Below are 20,188 nucleotides of genomic sequence, written 5' to 3'. Positions count from 1 at the left end.
CCCTCATATTGTGGATATGGGTTAAGTCACAAAAAATCTAGGAATAAATAAACGTATGTATGTTCCAACTATTGAAAACGCGTTAGTCCCAGTTGTAGTTGAGCAATCGTCTCGTGGTGAACGTTCATTTGATATTTTTTCGCGCCTTTTGCGTGAACGCGTTATTTTTTTAACGGGTGAAGTAGAAGACAACATGGCCAATTTAATTGTGGCCCAGATGTTGTTTTTAGAAGCAGAGAACCCAGATAAAGATATTCACTTATACATTAATTCACCGGGTGGTTCAGTCACTGCGGGTATGGCAATTTACGATACCATGCAGTTTATTAAACCTGATGTGGTGACTTATTGTATGGGTCAAGCAGCATCAATGGGTGCATTCTTGTTGAATGCAGGTGCTAAAGGGAAACGTTACTGTTTAGAAAATGCACGTGTTATGATTCACCAGCCACTCGGTGGTTTTCGTGGACAGGCATCGGATATTGAAATCCATGCACGTGAGATTCTTTTCATTAAAGAGCGTTTAAACCGTTTGATGGCAGAGCATAGTGGTCAAGACTATGAAACTGTGGCAAGAGATACAGACCGTGACAACTTTATGACTGCACAGGCAGCAAAAGAATACGGTCTTGTGGATGAAGTGCTTAGCAAACGTCCATAAGTTTTAAGATTTTAGTATTGGAGTAAATATGTCCGAACATCCTCAAGGACAAAAGCATTGTTCATTTTGCGGTAAAACGCAGTCTGAAGTCGGGAAACTGATTGCAGGTGAGGACGCATACATCTGTAATGAATGTGTGGACGTATGCTTAGACTTAGTGCAAACCAGTCAACAGGTCGAATCTGGTGACTGGGCTGCGAAGCCTTTGCCGAAACCTCAAGAAATTCGTGCTGCATTAGACCAATATGTCATTGGTCAAGATATTGCAAAGAAAACACTTTCTGTTGCAGTTTATAACCACTATAAACGTCTTAAAGCGACACATAGTGGGCATAAGCACGATGATGCAGTTGAGATTGCGAAAAGTAATATCTTGTTGGTTGGACCAACAGGTTCAGGTAAAACCTTGCTTGCTCAAACCTTAGCGCGTTTGCTTGATGTCCCATTTGCCATGGCAGATGCAACGACTTTGACCGAAGCGGGTTATGTCGGTGAAGATGTTGAAAACATCGTGCAAAAGTTATTGCAAAAAGCAGATTACGATGTAGAAAAGGCACAAAAAGGCATTATCTATATTGATGAGATTGATAAAATCACACGTAAGTCTGAAAACCCATCGATTACTCGTGATGTGTCGGGTGAGGGTGTGCAACAAGCTTTGCTGAAAATGATTGAAGGTACGGTTGCTTCGATTCCACCGCAAGGCGGGCGTAAACATCCACAGCAAGAATTCATTCAAATTGATACTTCGAATATCTTATTTATCTGTGGTGGTGCATTCTCTGGTCTAGAGAAAATTGTGCAGCAACGTCAGGAAAAAGGTGGTATTGGTTTTACCGCAGATGTGAAGAAAAAAGATGAAAGCAAACAGCTTTCAGATTTGTTCCGTCAAGTTGAAGCAACGGATTTAGTGAAGTTCGGTTTAATCCCTGAATTTATTGGTCGTTTACCTGTTATTGCAACATTGGATGAGCTAGATGAAGAAGCATTAATGCAAATTCTGACAGAACCAAAGAATGCATTAACGCGTCAGTATCAGCATTTGTTCGATATGGAACATGTTGACCTTGTGTTTGAAGATTCGGCATTACGTGCAGTCGCGAAAAAAGCGCTTGAACGTAATACGGGTGCACGCGGTCTGCGTTCAATTTTGGAAAATGCTTTACTTGAAGTGATGTATGACTTACCAAGCCGTACAGACGTAGGTACTGTAGTGGTGAATGAAGCCGTGATTAATGGTACGGCGAAACCTGAATTACAGCCTGAACGTCAACCTAAAGTGACGACTGAAGATGCAAATAAAGTTGATTTAAAAGTGATTAACTCCAAATCTGCTTAATTTGTTATTCGTCTGAAACGTGCGGAAATTTATGATTTCCGCACGTTTTTTTATTTGCAAGCCAAAAACTGAATGTTAATCTTGGGCAAAGGCGAGGATGCCTAAAAAATGGAAGATATCCAAGATCCACCCTAATAAATAAAAGAAATACGCGGTGAGGGAAAATCATGCGTTCGTTTTATCTTATATTATGCAGCAGTTTCTTTTTATTCGGATGCCACAAGCAGGTAGTTTTAGAACAACCTGAATTAAGCTCGACACTGCATCCTGTAGATACCAGTCAGGCTCCAGGAATGGTTGAGCAGTACCGATTGGGAATGACTTCGGTGGGTGGTTGGGTCAATCAAAAACTAGGTCAACGTTACCATCCTGTGCAGGCACAGCATGATCAGGCTGCTGTGGTCTATCTCTATCGCCCAGACAGTCGATGGAATCGTCAAGAAATTGTGGCTTCCAGTCTTTTTATCAATAAACAGCGAATTCCGAGTTTACTGAATAATCATTATTATTGGTTGGAGCTTCCAGCAGGAACTTATCGTTTATCGAGCAGTCGACCTTTGGGCATTCAGCATTTTCAAAAACCAAAATATTTGGATTTCACGGTTGAAGCCGGTAAGAGCTATTATGTGAAATATGATGAAGAAAATCTGAATACACGTAAGGAAGTTTCAGGACCGTTAATTTTGGTGCCTAACTCGATTGGGCAAAATGAAATTGCATTTACCCAACTGAAATCTGCAAGTTATAACTTTGTGGCACAAAACCAGCAAACAGGCGAGTTACGTCATAAAGCACAAAAAATTAAAGCAGCAAAATATGATGCTCAATCTGATGTGCAACTCACACAACCCTTTAAAATTTGGGATATTCGTACGTGGTAAGCAGATTATTTGCTCTTTTTCGCCTGTTTGAATAATGGCTCAAGTGTTTTTGCTACTTGCTGATTGATTTCATCTTGAGTTGCAGGGTCTTGCATCATTTGTGCAGACATCTCGATACTATTGTGCATGATTTCGCTCATCATTTTGCTACTTTTCTTATTAATGGACTGTCCTACAGGGGTTTCAAGAAATTGAATATTGGCAAGCACTTCTTCTTCAGTGAACGTTTGCATATAGACATTTTTTAGCATTTGCATGAACTTTGGATCAGAAATTAATTTACTGCTGAAAGATGCAGTGATATCTGCAATTTGATGGGCTGCTTTTTGTTGCTCGGTATTCAGTGTGGTTGTTTTAAACATATTTTTGAGCATTTCTTCTGCTTGTTGTTCATAAACGGGACGCATTTCTTGTTGGGATTGGGCTAAAGTGCCTTTAATGTCACCAAGTAGTAAGGCTTTTTCGACAGAAGCTTCAGTTGCTGGCTTTGCAAAAGTGCTGAAGCTGAGTATACAAAGTGTGAATGTGGTCAGGATATGGCTTAATTTTTTCATAATATTTAGAATGAATGATAGTTATAGGAAGATAAATTTTGAGTAAAAAAATACCCTTAACAAGACCTTAGCATGTTAAGGGTATTGAAAAAAGCAAAACCTAGGGTTTAGCCCGCTGCAGCATCCACTACAGGAATTTTACCAATTTTCGCTTGCCAGATTTTCGGTGCTGTTGCGTGAATAGAGGTACCGTTTACATCAACCGCAACTGATACAGGCATGTCTTTCACCACAAACTTGTAGATTGCTTCCATACCTAAGTCAGCAAAGGCAACGACCTCAGCTTCACGAATTGCTTTAGATACAAGGTAAGCCGCGCCACCCACAGCCATAAGGTAAGTTGCTTTGTTGTCTTTGATGGCTTCAACTGCCGCTGGACCACGGTCTGCTTTACCAATCATACCGAACATGCCAGTTGCTTCTAAAACTTGGCGTGTAAATTTATCCATACGTGTTGCAGTTGTAGGACCTGCAGGACCTACCACTTCATCACCCACAGGATCGACAGGGCCAACGTAGTAAATGAATTTACCTTTAAGGTCAACTGGAAGCTCTTCACCATTGTTCAACATGTCAACCATACGTTTGTGCGCAGCGTCACGACCTGTATAGATTGTACCGTTAAGCAATAATGTGTCGCCTGGTTGCCATGCATTCATTTCTTCTTGAGTAATAGTATCAAGGTCAACACGTTTAGAACTTGAAGAATCCCAAGTAACAGAAGGGTAGTCTTCAAGTTTCGGTGCTTGAATGTGTGCAACGCCTGTACCATCAAGTTGGAAGTGTGCATGACGAGTTGCCGCACAGTTTGGAATCATGCCGACTGGTTTGCCCGCAGCGTGACATGGGTAATCTTTAATTTTAATGTCTAGAACTGTGGTTAAGCCGCCTAGACCTTGTGCACCAATACCGAGTGCATTTACTTTCTCGAAGATTTCCATACGAAGTTCTTCGATTTTATTTTCAGGCCCACGACGAAGCAATTCGTCCATGTTGATTTCTTCCATGAGCGATTCTTTTGCAAGCATCATGGCTTTTTCGGCAGTACCACCAATACCAATACCCAACATACCAGGAGGACACCAACCTGCACCCATGGTTGGAACTGTTTTAAGTACCCAATCCACAATTGAATCAGATGGGTTCAACATAGCCAGTTTAGATTTATTTTCTGAACCTCCACCTTTTGCAGCAACCGTAATATCCACTTTGTTGCCTGGAACAAGCTTGTGGTAAATCACAGCAGGGGTGTTGTCTTTGGTATTTTTACGACCAAATGCAGGATCAGCCAAAACTGATGCACGAAGTACATTCGAGTTTTCTAAGTAACCTTGGCGTACACCTTCGTTAATTGCATCATCGAGGCTCATGGTTAAATCAAATTTAACATCCATGCCCACTTCAACAAATACGTTAACAATACCAGTATCTTGGCAGATTGGACGATGACCTTCTGCACACATACGAGAGTTAATCAAGATTTGTGCAATGGCGTCTTTCGCAGCTTTGTTTTCTTCACGGTCATACGCACGGCTCATCGCTTGGATGAAGTCTTGCGGGTGATAGTACGAAATGAATTGAAGCGCGTCCTTGACCGAAGTGATCAAGTCATCTTGCTTGATAATAGTTGTCATATCCAATATCTCTTGAGCGGGCTGTTAGCTAGCGGGCTAAATTATAAGGTATAACGTCACGGTTGTGGGTGTTTTGCTGCATTTTTGGGCTAAAGTTTAATGGATAAAATCGGTTATCAAGAACACCATCTTTCACACGGGATATCTAAATAAACGGCTTCATTTATTGAAAAAGTCCAAAGATGATTGAAATTTAATGTCTTGAATGAATAGTCTTTAGTCTGTTAATGATTTGAGTGAATTCAAAAATGACAGGGTTGTCATAAATTTGTCATAAAACTTTCACATAATAATCGCATTCCAAACAGAGCATTTTGTTATGACATCTGCAATTTTGATGGTTGTTGGTTTTAGTTGTTTTATTGCAGCAACATGGTTTTACGGTCAAAAAGAAGATCAGGCTTAAACTTTATCTTCTTTTTTGTTTTAAGCTTTCTTCAAATCTTCAAATCTTCAAATCTTCAAATCTTCAAATCTTCAAATCTTCAAATCTTCAAATCTTCAAATCTTCAAATCTTCAAATCTTCAAATCTTCAAATCTTCAAATCTTCAAATCTTCAAATCTTCAAATCTTCAAATCTTCAAATCTTCAAATCTTCAAATCTTCAAATCTTCAAATCTTCAAATGTCTCTTTTTAAGGTCGGGGTTTTCCCATTTTTCAGCATTTGCGAAGGCGAATAGCCAAAGTGGTTTTTAAAACGATGACTAAAATGGCTGCTGGAACTAAATCCATATTGCGTGGAAACTTCTGTGATTGTGGCAGTGGTGGTTTGTAATGTCTGATGCGCTAATTCTAGACGACGTTGCATCACATATTGATGTGGTGGCATATGCATGGACTGTTTAAACATATGTGCAAAGTGATACTCACTGAGCTGGGTTTGTTGTGCTAAATCGGACAGGGTTAAACTCAAATGTAGATGCTGATCAATCCATTCCAAAAGTTTTTTTAGGATATAAGGTGATAGACCTCCTTTGACTTCAGGAGCTTGCCACTCGGTATGACTATAATTTTTAATCAAATGGTTGAGTAGCAGGGTAGTGGCCGTACTCATCTGCAAATGGTTTTCACGGTTTTGCCAAGTACCATTCAGTAAAAAGTGTCGATAAATCATTGCAATTTGTGGATCGGCGACAAAACTTTGTGGATTTAACTGTATTTGGCTCGGTTCACGGTCCCAGACTTGTTCTGCAACACGTTTTAGGTGTTGTTCAGTGTAGTACAAATGCACGAAGGTCAGCGGATCACGTAAATCCCAAGTGGATTCAAAATCTTGTGGCATCAGGCACATATGGTCGGGACCACCACCATTCTGCCAACCGCGCGCAGTCTTTTGATAACTGTGATAGCCACCTTGAATGTACATACTTAAGGTATGGTGATTGCTACAGACCTGTACGCAGTCTTGGTTATTTTGCCACATGGCGAGCTGCATGCCTGAACCCAATTCGACCGAGTCGAGCAGTTGAGCTTTATGTTGTTGTAATTGAGCTAGAATCTGATATTTCATCTTCTACACGCAGTGCCAAATTGAGTAACTAGTGTAGGACTTCTATTCGGTCTTGTCATCCATCGGCAAAATTCGGTAAAAAATCACAAGTTGGTGATAGTGACCGCAAGAAGCTGCAAGCATTGAGTGACTTTGCTCCGAGATAATGTGTTCAAGGTGATGGGCTTGGGTTTAAATCGAATGAATGCGCTGTTATATGCTTTGGTTGTGGTGATTTGGGGCACAACATGGATCGCGATTAGCCTACAACAACAAAGTGGTATATCTGCCAATGTTGCTGTCTTTTGGCGGTTTTTTATTTCAGCAATTGTCTTGTTTGCTTTTATTGTGCTATGCCGAAAACTACAAAAACTGGCAGTGAAAGATCATCTGTTTTGTATGTTACAGGCCTGCTGTATTTTTGGTTTTAACTTTGTCTGTTTTTACTATGCGGTGCACTATGTGAGCAGTGGCTTAGAAGCCGTTATTTTCTCCATGGCAGTCATTTTCAATACCTTGAATGCCAAACTATTCTTTGCACAGCAAATTTCATCTCGGTTTTATCCTGCGGCTTTGCTTGGAGTGCTCGGGATTATTGCTTTGTTCTGGCAGGATGTGATTGGCACCACATTAAACAGTCAAACCTTGCTTGGAATATTACTCTGCATGGTCGGAACTTATGGGTTTTCTCTAGGCAATATGATTAGTACCCGTCATCAGAAAAACGGTTTGGATATTTTTACCACCAATGCTTATGGTATGTTGTACGGTGCTCTTTTGATGGCATTTATTTCATTGGTTCAACAGGATGACTTTTTTCCAACCCTGCCTTTAAGTGCAATTTCGGCTTTAATTTATTTGGCAATTTTTGGTTCGGTGATTGGTTTTACTGCTTATTTCTATTTGGTCGGGCGTATTGGTTCGGGCAAGGCGGCCTATAGTACTTTGTTATTTCCGTTGGTGGCTTTAGCGATTTCAACGGTGTGGGAAGGCTATCAATGGCATTGGAATGCAGTCATTGGTGTGGTTCTAATTTTATGTGGTAACGCGATTTTCTTTGTAAAAATGCCACGGTCAAAGGGTATACAACTTTCGAAACAAAGCTGAGTTTTGTAAAAATTATAAAGAATATCATTCATGTCTTTAACATAAATAAGAAACGTGATGCCAAACAATCATTTATCAAAAAATATTATTCAGCTTTATCAGAAGTATGCACGTGAATGGGTGGCATTGCGTGGAGAATTGTTATTTGAAAAAGTGTGGTTGGATCGCATGTTAGTTATGCTGCCAGATCAAGCAAATGTTTTGGATTTAGGCTGTGGGTCGGGGAAACCGATTGCTACTTATTTAATTGAACGGGGTTGTGCAATTACTGGGGTGGATAGTTCCGAGCTAATGTTACAAATGGCACGACACAACTTTCCCGAGCAAACTTGGCTTCAGGCGGATATACGCCAATTGAGCTTGGATCAGAAATTTGATGCAATCTTGGCATGGGACAGTTTTTTTCATTTGACTCAAGACGATCAACGGCAAATGTTTGCTCAATTTGCACGACATGCCAAACTGGGAACAATGCTTATGTTTACCAGTGGTCCTGCACATGGTGAAGTGATTGGTGAGCTGTTTGGTCAAGCGTTGTATCATGCCAGTCTAGCTTCAGAAGAATACCGCCATTTATTGGCTCAATATGGCTTTCAAGTGCTAAAGATGGTTGCAGAAGATACTGAATGTACGGGGCATACCGTGTGGTTGGCAAAAAAGGTTGAACCACTCTAGATATTCTGGGGTAATGACGCAATTGGATTGATTGATCAAAGCAAAAAAAACCACTCTCGAAAGAGTGGTCTGGAAAACCGAAAAATTATTTAAGACGCTTTGCTCGCTTTGGCTTCAACTTGTTGTTCTGCTTGAATCGCAGTGAGCGCAATTGTGAACACAATATCATCCACCAAGGCACCACGAGACAAGTCATTTACAGGTTTGTTTAAACCTTGCAGCATTGGTCCAACACTCACCACATTGGCAGAACGTTGTACCGCTTTATAAGTGGTGTTGCCTGTATTTAAATCTGGGAAAATAAAGACATTGGCGCGACCCGCAACTGGAGAATCTGGCGCTTTAGAACGGCCAACACTTTCCACAGAGGCCGCATCGTACTGTAATGGACCATCAATCAAGAGGTCAGGGCGACGCTGTTTTGCAATAGCTGTCGCTTGGGCCACTTTTTCGACTTCTACACCTGCACCTGATGTACCTGTAGAGTAGGAAATCATGGCAATACGAGGGTCAATGCCAAATGCTTTGGCTGAGTCTGCCGATTGAATGGCAATTTCCGCCAGTTGTTCCGCATCTGGATCTGGATTAATCGCACAGTCACCGTAAACATAGACTTCATCAGGCAACAGCATAAAAAATACTGAAGAAACCAATGAATATTCAGGGGCCGTTTTAATTAACTGGAATGCAGGGCGAACCGTGTTGGCTGTGGTATGGACTGCACCAGAAACCAAACCGTCAACTTGATCGAGCGCCAACATCATGGTGCCTAAAACTACGGTGTCTTGTAGTTGTTCACGTGCTTGTAATTCATTGATTTTACCTTTACGTAACTCGACCATTTGCCCGACATAGTTTTCACGGATGAGGTCTGGGTCAATAATTTCAAGGTCAAATGGCAACTCAATATTGCGGGCTTTTGCCACTTCAACCACAGCTTCTGGTTTAGCCAAAAGAATACATTGGGCAATACCACGAGATTGACAGATTGCAGCGGCTTGAATGGTGCGAGGCTCGTCACCTTCAGGTAATACAATGCGCTTTTTGGCATGGATGGATTTTTGCACCAGTTCATGACGGAAAGCAGAAGGGGACAAGCGTGGACAATAAGCACCCTTCAACAGTAGAGCGAGCCATTCTTCATTAATATGGCTAGAGACAAAGCGAGTGACTTGCTCGGCGCGCTCAGTATCATCCACTGGAATTTCATTGCTTAAGTTCATTAAGCTTTGTGCCGTTTCAAACGTACTCAGTGGGGTATGTAAGATTGGTAAGCCTTGCTTAATCGCAGTCTGGCAGAAATCTAGAATTTGGCTATTCGGTGCATGATGTTCAGTCAATAATAGACCTGCGAGTGGTGTTCCATTACTGCTGGCTAAGCTACTTGCCAATAAAACATCAATACGGTCTGAAGCACTAATGATTAACTCGCCTGCAACAAACTTATCCAGTTCGTGTTCAATATTGGCTGCAATCAGGCTGCTGTGCAGAACACGGCGTTGTAAAGCTTCACCTTGGCTAATCCATTCAGCTTGTAGATTGGCTGCCAAATCTGACATGCGCGGCACACTCAGCGTATTACTAAATGGCACCAGACCAATCACGGGCAACTGTGCTGTACCAATATGGGCATGAGTTTTTTGAATATCTGCCACAAATTTATTGGTATCACTTACTAAGCGTAGGCTTGGATCAAAGGTCAATGGAATTTGAGCAGAACCTTCAGGCAAGCCTTTGGTACGCATGAATAGCACGCCAGCAGTACGATCACTCGATGCACCCCCAAAATGACGCAGTTGAGCTTCGACTTTCTCAGCTGATGCAGAGGCTTTATGAATATCTGCATTGCTCACAATAATGACTTTAGCATCTAATGCTTTTGCTAAAGCGGCATTCAGTTCAGAGGCAAAAGCATCACGTGCGTTGGGTAATAAACCTTCAACAATAATAATGTCATGCTTTTTTGCAATTTGACGATGTAAGCGAACAGCTTCTTCCAGCAGTTCATCACTTTCACCACAGTTTAATTGCTGAGTGACGGTTGCATAAGGAATAGGTTCAACAGTTTCACTTTTGGTGAGATGCTGAAAAAGTGCACTGGTACGATCAGCTTCAATTTTACTTTCTTGAGAAAAAGGTTTAAGAAAGCCCGCTTTAACACCTTGGCATTCTAAAGCATAGCTTAAACCTAAACATGCCGATGTAAGGCCAACGCCTTCACCAGTTGGGACTAAAAGAATTGTTTTCATAGTCGTTATGTATTCATTAAAAATAGAAAATGCAGTCAAGGCGCGATTGCTTAAGCAATCGCGGCAGTTGATTCAGGCTTTTTTGCAGTTGTCTGATTAACCTCATGCTCGACAACGCTTGCTGTCTCTTTGGCAATGCGACCTTCTTCATCGGTTGGAATGACCCAAATTTGTGGACCAGTCCCTGCATCAATACGCCCTTCGGTACCACGTTTGAGGCTGTTATTTTGCTCTTTATTCAGGTTAAAGCCGAAGTGTGGTAAATATGACATGGTTTTTTCACGGATATAGGCAGAATTTTCACCAATACCACCTGTGAAGAACAAACCATCTAAGCGTGGTAAGCCACAACTAAGTCCAGCTAAAGATTTTGCAAGGCGATAGCAGAAGACTTCAATGGCAAGCGTTGCATCTTCATTGCCTTGTTCAGATGCTTCAATCAAAGTACGCATGTCATTCGAAAGGTTGTCGGATAAACCGAGTAAACCACTTTCTTTGTTGAGCATTTTGTCAATTTTGTAGACATCCCAACCTAAGTTAGAGGCTAAGAAACTATGTAAGCTCGGGTCTACATCGCCACTGCGAGTTCCCATTACAATGCCTTCGAGTGGCGTTAAGCCCATAGAAGTGTCAACACTTTGACCATTCCAGATAGCACAAGTCGAGCTACCGTTACCTAAGTGAGCTGTTAACCAGCCGCCTTGTTTTAAGCTGCCAGCCAACTCTGAACCACGTTCAGACACATAAGCGTGGCTGGTGCCATGGAAGCCATAGCGACGGACATTGTGTTCAGTGTAAAGGAATTTAGGCACCGCATAGCGATAAGCATGTGCAGGCATGGTTTGGTGGAATGCAGTATCAAATACAGCAACTTGTGGCAATTCAGGGAATAAACGCATGGTCGCGTCAATACCAACAAGGTGTGCAGGGTTGTGAAGCGGTGCAAGCGGCGTAGCTTCACGAATACGTTCAATAATTTCTGGTGTCAATAATTCAGCTTTGGTCAATGTACCACCATGTACAACGCGATGACCAATGGCTTGAGGGTTATAGTGAGAAAGACGCTCTAAAATGGTTTCTAATGCTTTTTCATGATCCGCATGAGGAATAGACAGTTCTAGTGGTGCGCCACCAACAGTGACACCTTTAATGCGGGCTTCAGCAGAGCCTAAGTTTTCTGCCAAACCAAAAATACGATCTTCACGGCGTTCTGAAACAAGTGCATATTTAATTGAAGATGAACCGCAGTTAATTACTAATACTGATGTAGACACGTTTATATACCCGAATTTTAATTGAAATAAGTCGTCCCTAAAGTGATCTTTATGCAGTACTTTTCAATGCAATCCAGATCAGTAATGATGTTTTATCATGTGTTGATTTTCTGTCCTAGATAGACTTTAGGAGATTAGACTTAAGCACTATCGACCAGTGAAACAATAATAAATAGAATTTATTGGTTGATGGTTTTCATTTATTCATGAAATAGTACTCAAGCATAAATTCTCCTGCCTGTACGTCTTTAACCCTAGCATGAGAAATGAATTTTGAGCAGGTGCTAAGTGTTGTTTTTATGCTTAGTTTTGATACTTGATTTCTGACCAGCGTACAATCACATAAGCAATTAATGCCACCATAAAAAAGACCAGCATCATCCAAGCCAGACCTTGTAAGGTTTCGATGATCGTCCTGTAAATTTCCAGTACCCAGCGCTCTTGAGTCAGTTCAATCACAATTTTCTTGTCATTATCGGTATAAGTCAGCGGCGTGATGTATTTTTCCATATCGTAAATACGAATGCCTGAAGATGTTCCGACTACCATGCCAGCAAATTTGGTGTATTTTGCCCAAGCTTCATGAATCGGGTCGTGAATAATGCGTGCCAGAATAGTATTAATCGAATTGGAAAAAATTTTCATTACTGTAAAAGAAACCAGTAATGCCAGTAAAAAGGTACAAATGATCAAATAGTAGAACATGCGATTTCCCTTTTATCTTTTTCAATTTTTTTATCATGTTACAAGATTTAGGATAGGGATAGTGTAGTCGCTGTGTTCAGCTTCATGGTTGAAACTGAACACTTAAAGATACTTGAGTTAGAGAGGAATTATTGGCGAATTTGTCCGTCGCCTAACACAATCCATTTTTGCGAAGTCAGACCTTCTAGACCGACTGGGCCACGCGCATGAATTTTGTCGGTAGAGATGCCAATTTCAGCGCCTAGACCATATTCAAAACCATCTGCGAAACGGGTAGAGGCATTCACCATGACTGAGCTTGAGTCGACTCGCGCAAGGAATTGACGCGCTAAACTGAAGTTTTCAGTAATAATCGAATCGGTATGATGTGAACCATATTTATTAATATGTTCAATCGCTTCATCCATTCCCGATACGACTTTAACTGCCAAAATTGGACCTAAATATTCAGTGTACCAATCTTCTTCACTTGCAGGTTTAACGGCACTGCCTAGAATCCGTTGTGTTTCAAGGCAACCACGGAGTTCAACATTTTTCTCTGCATACAATTCTGCGATGCGTGGTAAAAACTCTTCGGCAACTTTTTCATCGACCAAGAGTGTTTCCATGGCATTACACACACCATAACGATGGGTTTTGGCATTCAGTGCAATCGGTAGCGCCTTGTGTAAATCTGCCTGTGCTTCCACAAATACATGGCAGTTACCATCTAAATGTTTAATCACAGGAATACGGGCTTCATTGCTAATACGCTCAATTAAACCTTTGCCTCCACGTGGAACAATCACATCCACATATTCCGACATGGTAATAAGCTGACCTACTGCTGCACGATCCACTGTATTAATCACTTGAACTGAAGTTTCAGGTAAACCTGATGCTTTGAGTCCATGCTGAATCGCTGCGGCAATGGCTTTATTCGATTCCAATGCTTCAGAACCACCACGCAAAATAATGGCATTACCAGACTTCAATGCCAGAGAAGCGGCTTCTAAGGTTACATTTGGGCGTGATTCATAAATCATACCGACTACACCCAGTGGCACGCGCATTTTTCCAATTTGGATGCCAGAAGGACGGTAGGCTAAATCCGTGATTTCACCAATCGGATCGACCAGACTGATGACATCTTTAAGACCTTGCAGCATAGCTTTAAAGCGTGTGGGGTTGAGTTCTAAGCGATCAAGCAAGGCACTGTCTAATTGATTGTTACGGCCTTTATCCATGTCTATTTGGTTGGCCGCTAAAATCGTAGACTCACTGTTTTGTAATGCTGTGTAAATTGCTGACAAAGCATTGTTTTTCATCTGGGTAGAAGCGCTGGCTAACACGCGCGAAGCTAGGCGTGCTTGTTGTCCTACCGTTTGCATATATTGTTCAATCGACTCTTGCATGGCGGTTTGATCACTTAGAAATTTCAGTTCCGATAGTAACAGCCTGTGTACTGACAATGAAGTATCTTGGTAAAAATAGATAAAACTTTAGCGTACAGGATGCATCCTATCGCTTTTAGGGCAAAAAAAGATAAGCGGTCATGGAATGAGTTGCAGCCAAAATCATCCTTTGTATATGATGACAAGCGATAATGACATTGACGTCTTACACAAAAAATAGAATGAGTTTGTGCTTAAAAATAGGCACATACGTTGCATAAGTAGTGTCTTGCAAAATAAAAATAAGACAAGGATGGAGGTAAGGAATATGAATTCCATTATCCAATTGGACGCGGAATTACAGTCATCAATAAACCGTCATGGTTTTTTTGATTTATATAATAAGCACAGCTTTAAACAGCCAGCTCGAACCACTTGGATAGATGGGTGGAAAATCGAGTACATGGCAATTGCTGAACCTGAAACGCTTCACCGTACGCCCATTGTGATTATTGGTGGGGCATTCCAAAATTTTAACTCTTATAAATATTGTGTAGAGCAGCTGTTTGCCGCAGGGCCCGTCATTTTAATTGATTTGCCTTCGATGGGTGCAAATCAGCAAATTACCAATGTCGATACCGGGCTTTCTGCAGGGACATTAGAGTTAAGCGATCTTGCCGTCATGTTAGGGCAGTGGTTGGATATTGTCGGGCTGAAGCGAGTTTCAGTCATGGGAATGTCTTTAGGTTCCGTGTTGGCATCGGGTTTGGCTGACTTACATCCTGAATTAATTGACCGTATGATTCTGATGGGGGTGATGCAAAAAACGCGTAAAAGCTGGCGTATGTTACTCGAAGAATCCTTATTTCTTATGCAAGAACAGCGTATGGAGGAATTTGGGCAGGCGGTCATTTTGTATTTGGTGAATCATGCCAAACTCGATGTGACTCGAATGTCACCAACGGCAAAACGGTTGTTCTTTCGGCAGATGGCAGAATTTACAGAGACCGAGCAAGAACGCTATGAAATTAACTGTAATCGCTTGCTCCGTTTAACTGATGTGCCTATTCCGAGTTGTAAGGTTTTGGTTGCATGTGGTCAATATGACAGTTTCACATTGCCTTATGAAAATGCCAATTTTGCCTTGCAATGTCCTGAGATGGAATTTGCCATGATTGCCAATGCGGATCATGTTCCACAATTACAACGCCGTAAAGAAACCATGCATTTATTCGCAACTTATTTACGTGGCGAGTCTATTCAGCAGTTAGATGGCATTCTGAATATGACGCGGGCGCAGCTATTAACCATGGAGCGGCGTGGCGAAGCAAGAATTCAGGTGAGTCAACCATTTACGCATTTAACTCATCGCCATTCAGATTTACAGCTAGCAACTGAAATTGAAGATATGAATTTCTTTGGTTTAAAACTCAATTTTACCCAAGGTGACAGTCGAATTACTGCACAATATCCACGTGATTTAGCTTTACATCTGCACGATGAGGAAGGTTCTTTTGCGATTGAATGTTTGATCTTCGAAATAGGCGAAACGCATGTTCGTGCCCTCTTTAAACACGGCAGTTTTGACGTGGCGGAACGGTTACTTCGTTATATTCAACGCCAGCAAGCCTTGATGATGTCGGCAAGTGCCTAACATCTAGTGACAAGAAATTTGTAATGAAGTGTCAATCAAAGGGAGCGATCGATCGCTCCCTTTTGAGTTTTATTTTAGTACTTTAAACTGGGCTGTGAGGCGGGTTTACTTGAGGCGTATAGCATCCAGACCAAATCGCCAAGATGTTCTTCAGAAGTGGTTTCATCTGTTTGCGCTTGGAAATAGAGTTTGGGTTGAATGATAGATGATGTTTGAAAACCTGCATCTTGCAAGAAATTCTGTACCTCATTGGGTTGCGTAAAGTGAAAACTAAAGGCACTACGTGACATCATTTTTAACAGTTTGCTGCTACTCCAAATAATATGTGCCAATTTATTTTTGACGGGTTCAGGGTAAATATCACTGAGATAATGAATTTCAGGGAAATGCTGCCCATTGTGATTAATTGCTTGGAATAATTGTGCCAATAGGGTTTTATCAAAGTAGTTAATTAGTCCTTCACTAATCACCACCAGTGGAAATCGCGTGTCAAATTTTTGAAAAACCTGAGTAAATTCATCGCTAAAAATATCAGCGCTGAATACCTGAGGGCTATTGGATTCAAGTAGTTGCAGTGCTTGAGTTTTGACGTGTGCCATTTCAGGCAAGTCTAATTCTCGATAGACCAAATTGGGAAACTTGCGACGGAAACTCCAACCGCGCGGTGAAAGCCCACACGCAATTTCTAAGATTTGTAGTTGAGGGTGCTGGGCAATCAATTGATAAAGATGTTCATCAATCATGCGGTGGCGTTGCTTTAAGGTGCTACGCATACTGCCCCCTACATAGTGTTCTGCCCAAGATTCTAAGGGATGTACCAGTTTTGCTAAAAATTTACCTTTGGCAGTGGCAAAAACGGGATTTGAAATCCCCATTTGATACCAAATATAGCCTGTGTAATGGGCTGTAAAAGAGATATGGCGATGTTGTGAAAGTCCTTCTGTCATGTCGTCCTGACCTACTTTTTTGTTTTGATTTTAGTACAGCATAGTTGCTGAAAGTATTCACATCATAAAGAAAAAGGAGCACTTTGTGGTGCTCCTTCCGTCGAATAATTAGTTGGCGTTTTTAAAAGCCATCACATTATCTCGAATACGCTGCCATTCAGCACCGAGCGCTAAAGTTTCACCAATTTGAATATTCGGGATTTTCCCGCGCATACGTTCTAAACGTTGCTGATTTGGCAGCGGTAATTCTGTCATACCTGCTAAAGCGATACATTGTGCAGTACGATCATTACATACCAGCCCCATATCACAGCCGGCTTTCAGAGCTGCTTGAATACGGGCATCAGCACCACCAGCGACACAGGCCGCTTGCATGCTTAAATCATCAGAGAACAACACGCCATCAAATTTCAATTCTTGGCGAAGAATGTTTTGAATCCAGAACTCAGAGAAGCCTGCTGGATTCGGATCGACCTGATCATAAATCACATGGGCAGGCATGAGGGCATCAAGTTGCGGCATCAGTTGGATAAAACTTTGCATATCTTTGGCAAAGATTTCTGCATAAGGACGTGAATCAATGGCAGCCGCGACATGTGAGTCTGCCTTTACTGAGCCATGACCTGGGAAGTGTTTGCCTGTTGAAGCCATACCTGCACGTTGCATACCTTTCAGGAACGCACTGGCAAGTGGCACAATGTCTTGCATGTTTTTGGCAAAACCACGGTCACCAATCACATCACTAATGTCGTTTAAATCGAGCACAGGCGCAAAGCTAAAATCAATCCCAACAGCCAAAACTTCTGTTGCCATGAGCCAACCACATTGTTCAGCAAGGTCTAATGCCTGCTCAGCATCTGTTTGGTATAACTCACCAAAGCGACCCATGGCAGGAAGTAGGGTAAAGCCTTGTTTTAAACGTTGTACACGTCCGCCTTCCTGATCGACCGCAATTAAAATTTCAGGACGAATTTGACGCATATGATCGGTCAGTGCACGGACTTGTTGTGGGGACTGAATATTTCGTGCAAATAAAATCACGCCACCGGCTTGCGGAGCTTGCAATAGTTCAATATCTTCTTGAGTAAGTTCTGTGCCAGCGATGTCTAGCATCAATGCGCCAATCATATCGGTGTCCGTGTTTGAATGATTTAAATAAAGAGGCTGAAGGGATCAGCTTCCGCGAAACAATACCCGAATTCTGCAATGATTTGCTACATTTTGTCAGCACAGATTATGATAAAACTACACGACATAAACATATTTAGTTGTTTAAGATGTTGAATCTGCACCATTCATTTTGAATAACGACGCAGTAATTTTGGTCAAAAACCAAGGAAGTACAAATTATTTATGAAACTTCAAACAATAGCTTGTGCAGTTGCCATTGCGACTGGTGGTTTGTTTTTCACACACGCAATCAATCAAGCAATTGCAGCCAATGAAACCGCTGTAGTCTCTCAATCTGTCGTGCCAACAAAAGAACAAGCACTGGTTTCACGACAATTGGCCACTTTAGTTGACCGCCAACATTATTTAAACATGCGTTTGGATGCAGACACCTCGAACCGCATTCTTGATTTTTATCTGGACAGTTTAGATCCAGACCATACAATTTTTCTGAACTCAGAAGTTGAGCAATACAAAAAACAATATGGCTCAACTTTTGGCGCAGCATTAAAAGCAGGGGATTTAACCGGTCCTTATGCCATTCATGCCCAATATCGTGAGCGTTTGTCACAGTTTTATGAGTTTATGTTGGCAGAGCTGAAAAAACCGCAAAACTTGAATCAGTCAAATGTTTATATTGATGTTGATCGTGAAAAAGCAGCTTATTTTAAAAATACTCAAGAGCAGCGTGCCTATTGGCAAAAGATGCTGGTGTCACAACTCATCAATTTGAACATTAGCAAACAAGAAGAGCAAGCCAAGCAAAAAGTTCTGAAAGATAACCCCGAACTCGCCAATGGGCAGGATCTAACCAGTCCAGAAGACCTCACCCCAGTACAAACCTTGACTAAACGTTACACGCGTCAATTAGAACGTATTAGCCGTACCAAAAGTGATGATGTTCTAGATAAAACCTTAAATGCGATGATGCTGACCTATGATCCGCACAGTAACTATTTCCCACCTGTTGATGCGATGGAATTGAACCGTCAAACGACTTTACAGTTAGAAGGAATAGGGGTATCCATTCGTCCAGAACGTGGCAATGAAGACTACACCAAGATTGAAACCATTGTAGATGGTGGGCCTGCAAGCAAAACAGGACAAGTGAAGTCAGGTGACCGCATTATTGGTGTGGCACAAGACGGCGAGAAAATGATTGATGTGGTGGGTTGGCCAAGCAATGAAATTGTTGGGTTGATTCGTGGTAAACGTGGCACCAAAGTGACGGTACGGCTATTGGCTGCGGGTGCTTCAATGAGCCAAGCACGAAATGTCATTATCGTACGTGATGTGATTCAGGAAGAAGATGCAGGCGTACGTTCACGTGTGGTTGAAGTGAAACGCGATGGCAAAGTGCATCGGATGGGTGTCATTGAAATTCCGTCTTTTTACTTGAACTATCGTGCTCGACGTGCGGGCAATGAATATCGTTCGGTGTCAGAAGATACCAACAATGCCTTGAAAGATCTGCAAACGAAAAATGTAGAAGGCATCATTATTGATTTACGGAATAACCCTGGTGGTTCTTTAGAAGAAGTGGCGCGTATGTTGGGGCAGGTGATTAAGTCTGGTCCAGTGGTACAAATTCGAGATGGCAATGGCAATGTCAGCGTGTTTGAAGATGATGACGGTGGCGCGCAGACCTATGCGGGTCCATTGGCAATTTTAATTAATTTGGCTTCAGCTTCGGCCAGCGAAATTTATTCTGCTGCCATTCAAGATTATGAGCGTGGCATTGTCATTGGGAGCACTACTACAGGTAAGGGGACTGCACAAGTTCAACTGGACAGTTTAGCTTACGGACAGGCGACCTTAACTCAGCGTAAGTTCTATCGAGTAACAGGAGGAAGTACGCAAAATAAAGGGGTCATTCCAGATGTTACTTTGGTGGATATTTACAACGAAGAGTTCGGTGAGCGTAAAGCGAAGAATGCTTTAAAATGGGATACCATCCCGACAGCACCATTTAAGCGAGAAGGCTCAGTGAAGCCTTATGTACAGCAACTGGATCAAGCTTCTGAACAGCGTGTAGGTGTTGAGCCACAGTTCAAATATTTGGAACAGCGTAAAGCAATTGCCAAAAAATCGGATGAACAAAAACGAATAGTTCTCGATATGAATCAACGTAAAGCGGAGTTGACAGCACTGGAGCAAGAAACTTTACAGGCAGAAAACCAACGTCGTCAGGCGACAGGACAAAAGCCATATGCAAATTGGGAAAGCTACCAAGCATCTCTAGATGCATTGGCGGAGTCTCGTGCTAAAATGAAAGCAACGCAACGACCTGCATTACCTGAAGAAGAAGCGTTTGTGACTGAAGCGGCGAATGTATTGCTGGATTATGCGAAAATACAGAAAGTGAAGTCCTAATTCTTTAGTAGGATAGACCCGATTTAAAGCCAGTCCCATCGGACTGGCTTTACTGTATTTTGAGTATGAAAAAGGCATAAAAAATAAATGGATAACAGACA

The 20,188-nt window shown here is 41.8% G+C and carries 16 protein-coding genes; 7 read left to right on the top strand and 9 right to left on the bottom strand.

Annotated features, from left to right (window positions below; translation table 11 throughout):
* The first annotated feature begins 55 nt into the window (after positions 1–55).
* The 3 genes from clpP to E0H82_RS06800 all read left to right on the top strand — a co-directional run bounded on the left by clpP (position 56) and on the right by E0H82_RS06800 (position 2,881).
* On the top strand, positions 56–661 hold the full coding sequence (gene clpP / locus E0H82_RS06810) for an ATP-dependent Clp endopeptidase proteolytic subunit ClpP (RefSeq protein ID WP_016168229.1): 606 nt from the start codon (positions 56–58) through the stop codon (positions 659–661).
* A 28-nt stretch (positions 662–689) separates the two neighbouring features.
* Positions 690–2,000: an ATP-dependent protease ATP-binding subunit ClpX gene (gene clpX / locus E0H82_RS06805; RefSeq protein WP_131263951.1), complete on the top strand. Its 1,311-nt coding sequence runs from the start codon at positions 690–692 to the stop codon at positions 1,998–2,000.
* A gap of 167 nt (positions 2,001–2,167) precedes the next feature.
* Entirely contained in the window at positions 2,168–2,881 is a 714-nt protein-coding gene (locus E0H82_RS06800; protein ID WP_131263950.1) for a DUF2846 domain-containing protein, read from the top strand.
* A 5-nt stretch (positions 2,882–2,886) separates the two neighbouring features.
* On the opposite strand, the gene E0H82_RS06795 is transcribed toward E0H82_RS06800, so the two are convergent.
* The 3 genes from E0H82_RS06795 to E0H82_RS06785 all read right to left on the bottom strand — a co-directional run bounded on the left by E0H82_RS06795 (position 2,887) and on the right by E0H82_RS06785 (position 6,581).
* Positions 2,887–3,435: a DUF2059 domain-containing protein gene (locus tag E0H82_RS06795; RefSeq protein WP_131263949.1), complete on the bottom strand. Its 549-nt coding sequence runs from the start codon at positions 3,433–3,435 to the stop codon at positions 2,887–2,889.
* Positions 3,436–3,542: 107 nt separating this feature from the next.
* On the bottom strand, positions 3,543–5,069 hold the full coding sequence (locus E0H82_RS06790) for a fumarate hydratase (protein WP_131263948.1): 1,527 nt from the start codon (positions 5,067–5,069) through the stop codon (positions 3,543–3,545).
* A gap of 621 nt (positions 5,070–5,690) precedes the next feature.
* A complete protein-coding gene (locus tag E0H82_RS06785) occupies positions 5,691–6,581 on the bottom strand; it encodes a helix-turn-helix transcriptional regulator (protein ID WP_131263947.1) in 891 nt (296 codons plus the stop codon).
* 180 nt (positions 6,582–6,761) lie between these two features.
* On the opposite strand from E0H82_RS06785, the gene E0H82_RS06780 reads away from it, so the two are divergent.
* A complete protein-coding gene (locus E0H82_RS06780; RefSeq protein ID WP_131264135.1) occupies positions 6,762–7,667 on the top strand; it encodes a DMT family transporter in 906 nt (301 codons plus the stop codon).
* Between the two features lie 57 nt (positions 7,668–7,724).
* Positions 7,725–8,342 (top strand): class I SAM-dependent methyltransferase, encoded by a 618-nt coding sequence (locus tag E0H82_RS06775; RefSeq protein ID WP_131263946.1) that lies wholly within the window; start codon positions 7,725–7,727, stop codon positions 8,340–8,342.
* Positions 8,343–8,431: 89 nt separating this feature from the next.
* Here E0H82_RS06775 and pta read toward each other — a convergent pair whose 3' ends face one another.
* From pta to E0H82_RS06755, 4 genes are all read right to left on the bottom strand, one after another.
* On the bottom strand, positions 8,432–10,591 hold the full coding sequence (gene pta / locus E0H82_RS06770; protein WP_131263945.1) for a phosphate acetyltransferase: 2,160 nt from the start codon (positions 10,589–10,591) through the stop codon (positions 8,432–8,434).
* Positions 10,592–10,641: 50 nt separating this feature from the next.
* A complete protein-coding gene (locus E0H82_RS06765) occupies positions 10,642–11,865 on the bottom strand; it encodes an acetate/propionate family kinase (protein ID WP_131263944.1) in 1,224 nt (407 codons plus the stop codon).
* 303 nt (positions 11,866–12,168) lie between these two features.
* On the bottom strand, positions 12,169–12,570 hold the full coding sequence (locus tag E0H82_RS06760; protein WP_131263943.1) for a hypothetical protein: 402 nt from the start codon (positions 12,568–12,570) through the stop codon (positions 12,169–12,171).
* A gap of 128 nt (positions 12,571–12,698) precedes the next feature.
* Entirely contained in the window at positions 12,699–13,964 is a 1,266-nt protein-coding gene (locus E0H82_RS06755; RefSeq protein ID WP_131264134.1) for a glutamate-5-semialdehyde dehydrogenase, read from the bottom strand.
* Between the two features lie 307 nt (positions 13,965–14,271).
* Here E0H82_RS06755 and E0H82_RS06750 point away from each other — a divergent pair, with 307 nt between their 5' ends.
* On the top strand, positions 14,272–15,597 hold the full coding sequence (locus E0H82_RS06750; protein WP_131263942.1) for an alpha/beta fold hydrolase: 1,326 nt from the start codon (positions 14,272–14,274) through the stop codon (positions 15,595–15,597).
* Between the two features lie 74 nt (positions 15,598–15,671).
* Here E0H82_RS06750 and E0H82_RS06745 read toward each other — a convergent pair whose 3' ends face one another.
* Positions 15,672–16,544: a class I SAM-dependent methyltransferase gene (locus E0H82_RS06745; protein ID WP_131263941.1), complete on the bottom strand. Its 873-nt coding sequence runs from the start codon at positions 16,542–16,544 to the stop codon at positions 15,672–15,674.
* Positions 16,545–16,652: 108 nt separating this feature from the next.
* The gene (gene nagZ / locus E0H82_RS06740; protein ID WP_131263940.1) at positions 16,653–17,672 is read right to left on the bottom strand and encodes a beta-N-acetylhexosaminidase; all 1,020 of its coding nucleotides are present in this window, start codon (positions 17,670–17,672) and stop codon (positions 16,653–16,655) included.
* Between the two features lie 225 nt (positions 17,673–17,897).
* On the opposite strand from nagZ, the gene E0H82_RS06735 reads away from it, so the two are divergent.
* The gene (locus tag E0H82_RS06735; RefSeq protein ID WP_131263939.1) at positions 17,898–20,087 is read left to right on the top strand and encodes a carboxy terminal-processing peptidase; all 2,190 of its coding nucleotides are present in this window, start codon (positions 17,898–17,900) and stop codon (positions 20,085–20,087) included.
* Positions 20,088–20,188 lie beyond the last annotated feature (101 nt).

The organism is Acinetobacter sp. ANC 4910 (assembly GCF_004331035.1).
Classification (GTDB): Bacteria; Pseudomonadota; Gammaproteobacteria; order Pseudomonadales; family Moraxellaceae; genus Acinetobacter.
Note: the sequence above shows the minus strand (reverse complement) of the source record. Positions and strands in the feature narration are given on the sequence as shown.

What these genes read in the sequence shown, in the direction of transcription:
- clpP (WP_016168229.1), top strand. Translation starts at nt 56, where the DNA reads ATGTATGTTCCAACTATTGAAAACGCGTTAGTCCCAGTTGTAGTTGAG.
- clpX (WP_131263951.1), top strand. Translation starts at nt 690, where the DNA reads ATGTCCGAACATCCTCAAGGACAAAAGCATTGTTCATTTTGCGGTAAA.
- E0H82_RS06800 (WP_131263950.1), top strand. Translation starts at nt 2,168, where the DNA reads ATGCGTTCGTTTTATCTTATATTATGCAGCAGTTTCTTTTTATTCGGA.
- E0H82_RS06795 (WP_131263949.1), bottom strand. Translation starts at nt 3,435, where the DNA reads ATGAAAAAATTAAGCCATATCCTGACCACATTCACACTTTGTATACTC.
- E0H82_RS06790 (WP_131263948.1), bottom strand. Translation starts at nt 5,069, where the DNA reads ATGACAACTATTATCAAGCAAGATGACTTGATCACTTCGGTCAAGGAC.
- E0H82_RS06785 (WP_131263947.1), bottom strand. Translation starts at nt 6,581, where the DNA reads ATGAAATATCAGATTCTAGCTCAATTACAACAACATAAAGCTCAACTG.
- E0H82_RS06780 (WP_131264135.1), top strand. Translation starts at nt 6,762, where the DNA reads ATGAATGCGCTGTTATATGCTTTGGTTGTGGTGATTTGGGGCACAACA.
- E0H82_RS06775 (WP_131263946.1), top strand. Translation starts at nt 7,725, where the DNA reads ATGCCAAACAATCATTTATCAAAAAATATTATTCAGCTTTATCAGAAG.
- pta (WP_131263945.1), bottom strand. Translation starts at nt 10,591, where the DNA reads ATGAAAACAATTCTTTTAGTCCCAACTGGTGAAGGCGTTGGCCTTACA.
- E0H82_RS06760 (WP_131263943.1), bottom strand. Translation starts at nt 12,570, where the DNA reads ATGTTCTACTATTTGATCATTTGTACCTTTTTACTGGCATTACTGGTT.
- E0H82_RS06755 (WP_131264134.1), bottom strand. Translation starts at nt 13,964, where the DNA reads ATGCAAGAGTCGATTGAACAATATATGCAAACGGTAGGACAACAAGCA.
- E0H82_RS06750 (WP_131263942.1), top strand. Translation starts at nt 14,272, where the DNA reads ATGAATTCCATTATCCAATTGGACGCGGAATTACAGTCATCAATAAAC.
- E0H82_RS06745 (WP_131263941.1), bottom strand. Translation starts at nt 16,544, where the DNA reads ATGACAGAAGGACTTTCACAACATCGCCATATCTCTTTTACAGCCCAT.
- nagZ (WP_131263940.1), bottom strand. Translation starts at nt 17,672, where the DNA reads ATGATTGGCGCATTGATGCTAGACATCGCTGGCACAGAACTTACTCAA.
- E0H82_RS06735 (WP_131263939.1), top strand. Translation starts at nt 17,898, where the DNA reads ATGAAACTTCAAACAATAGCTTGTGCAGTTGCCATTGCGACTGGTGGT.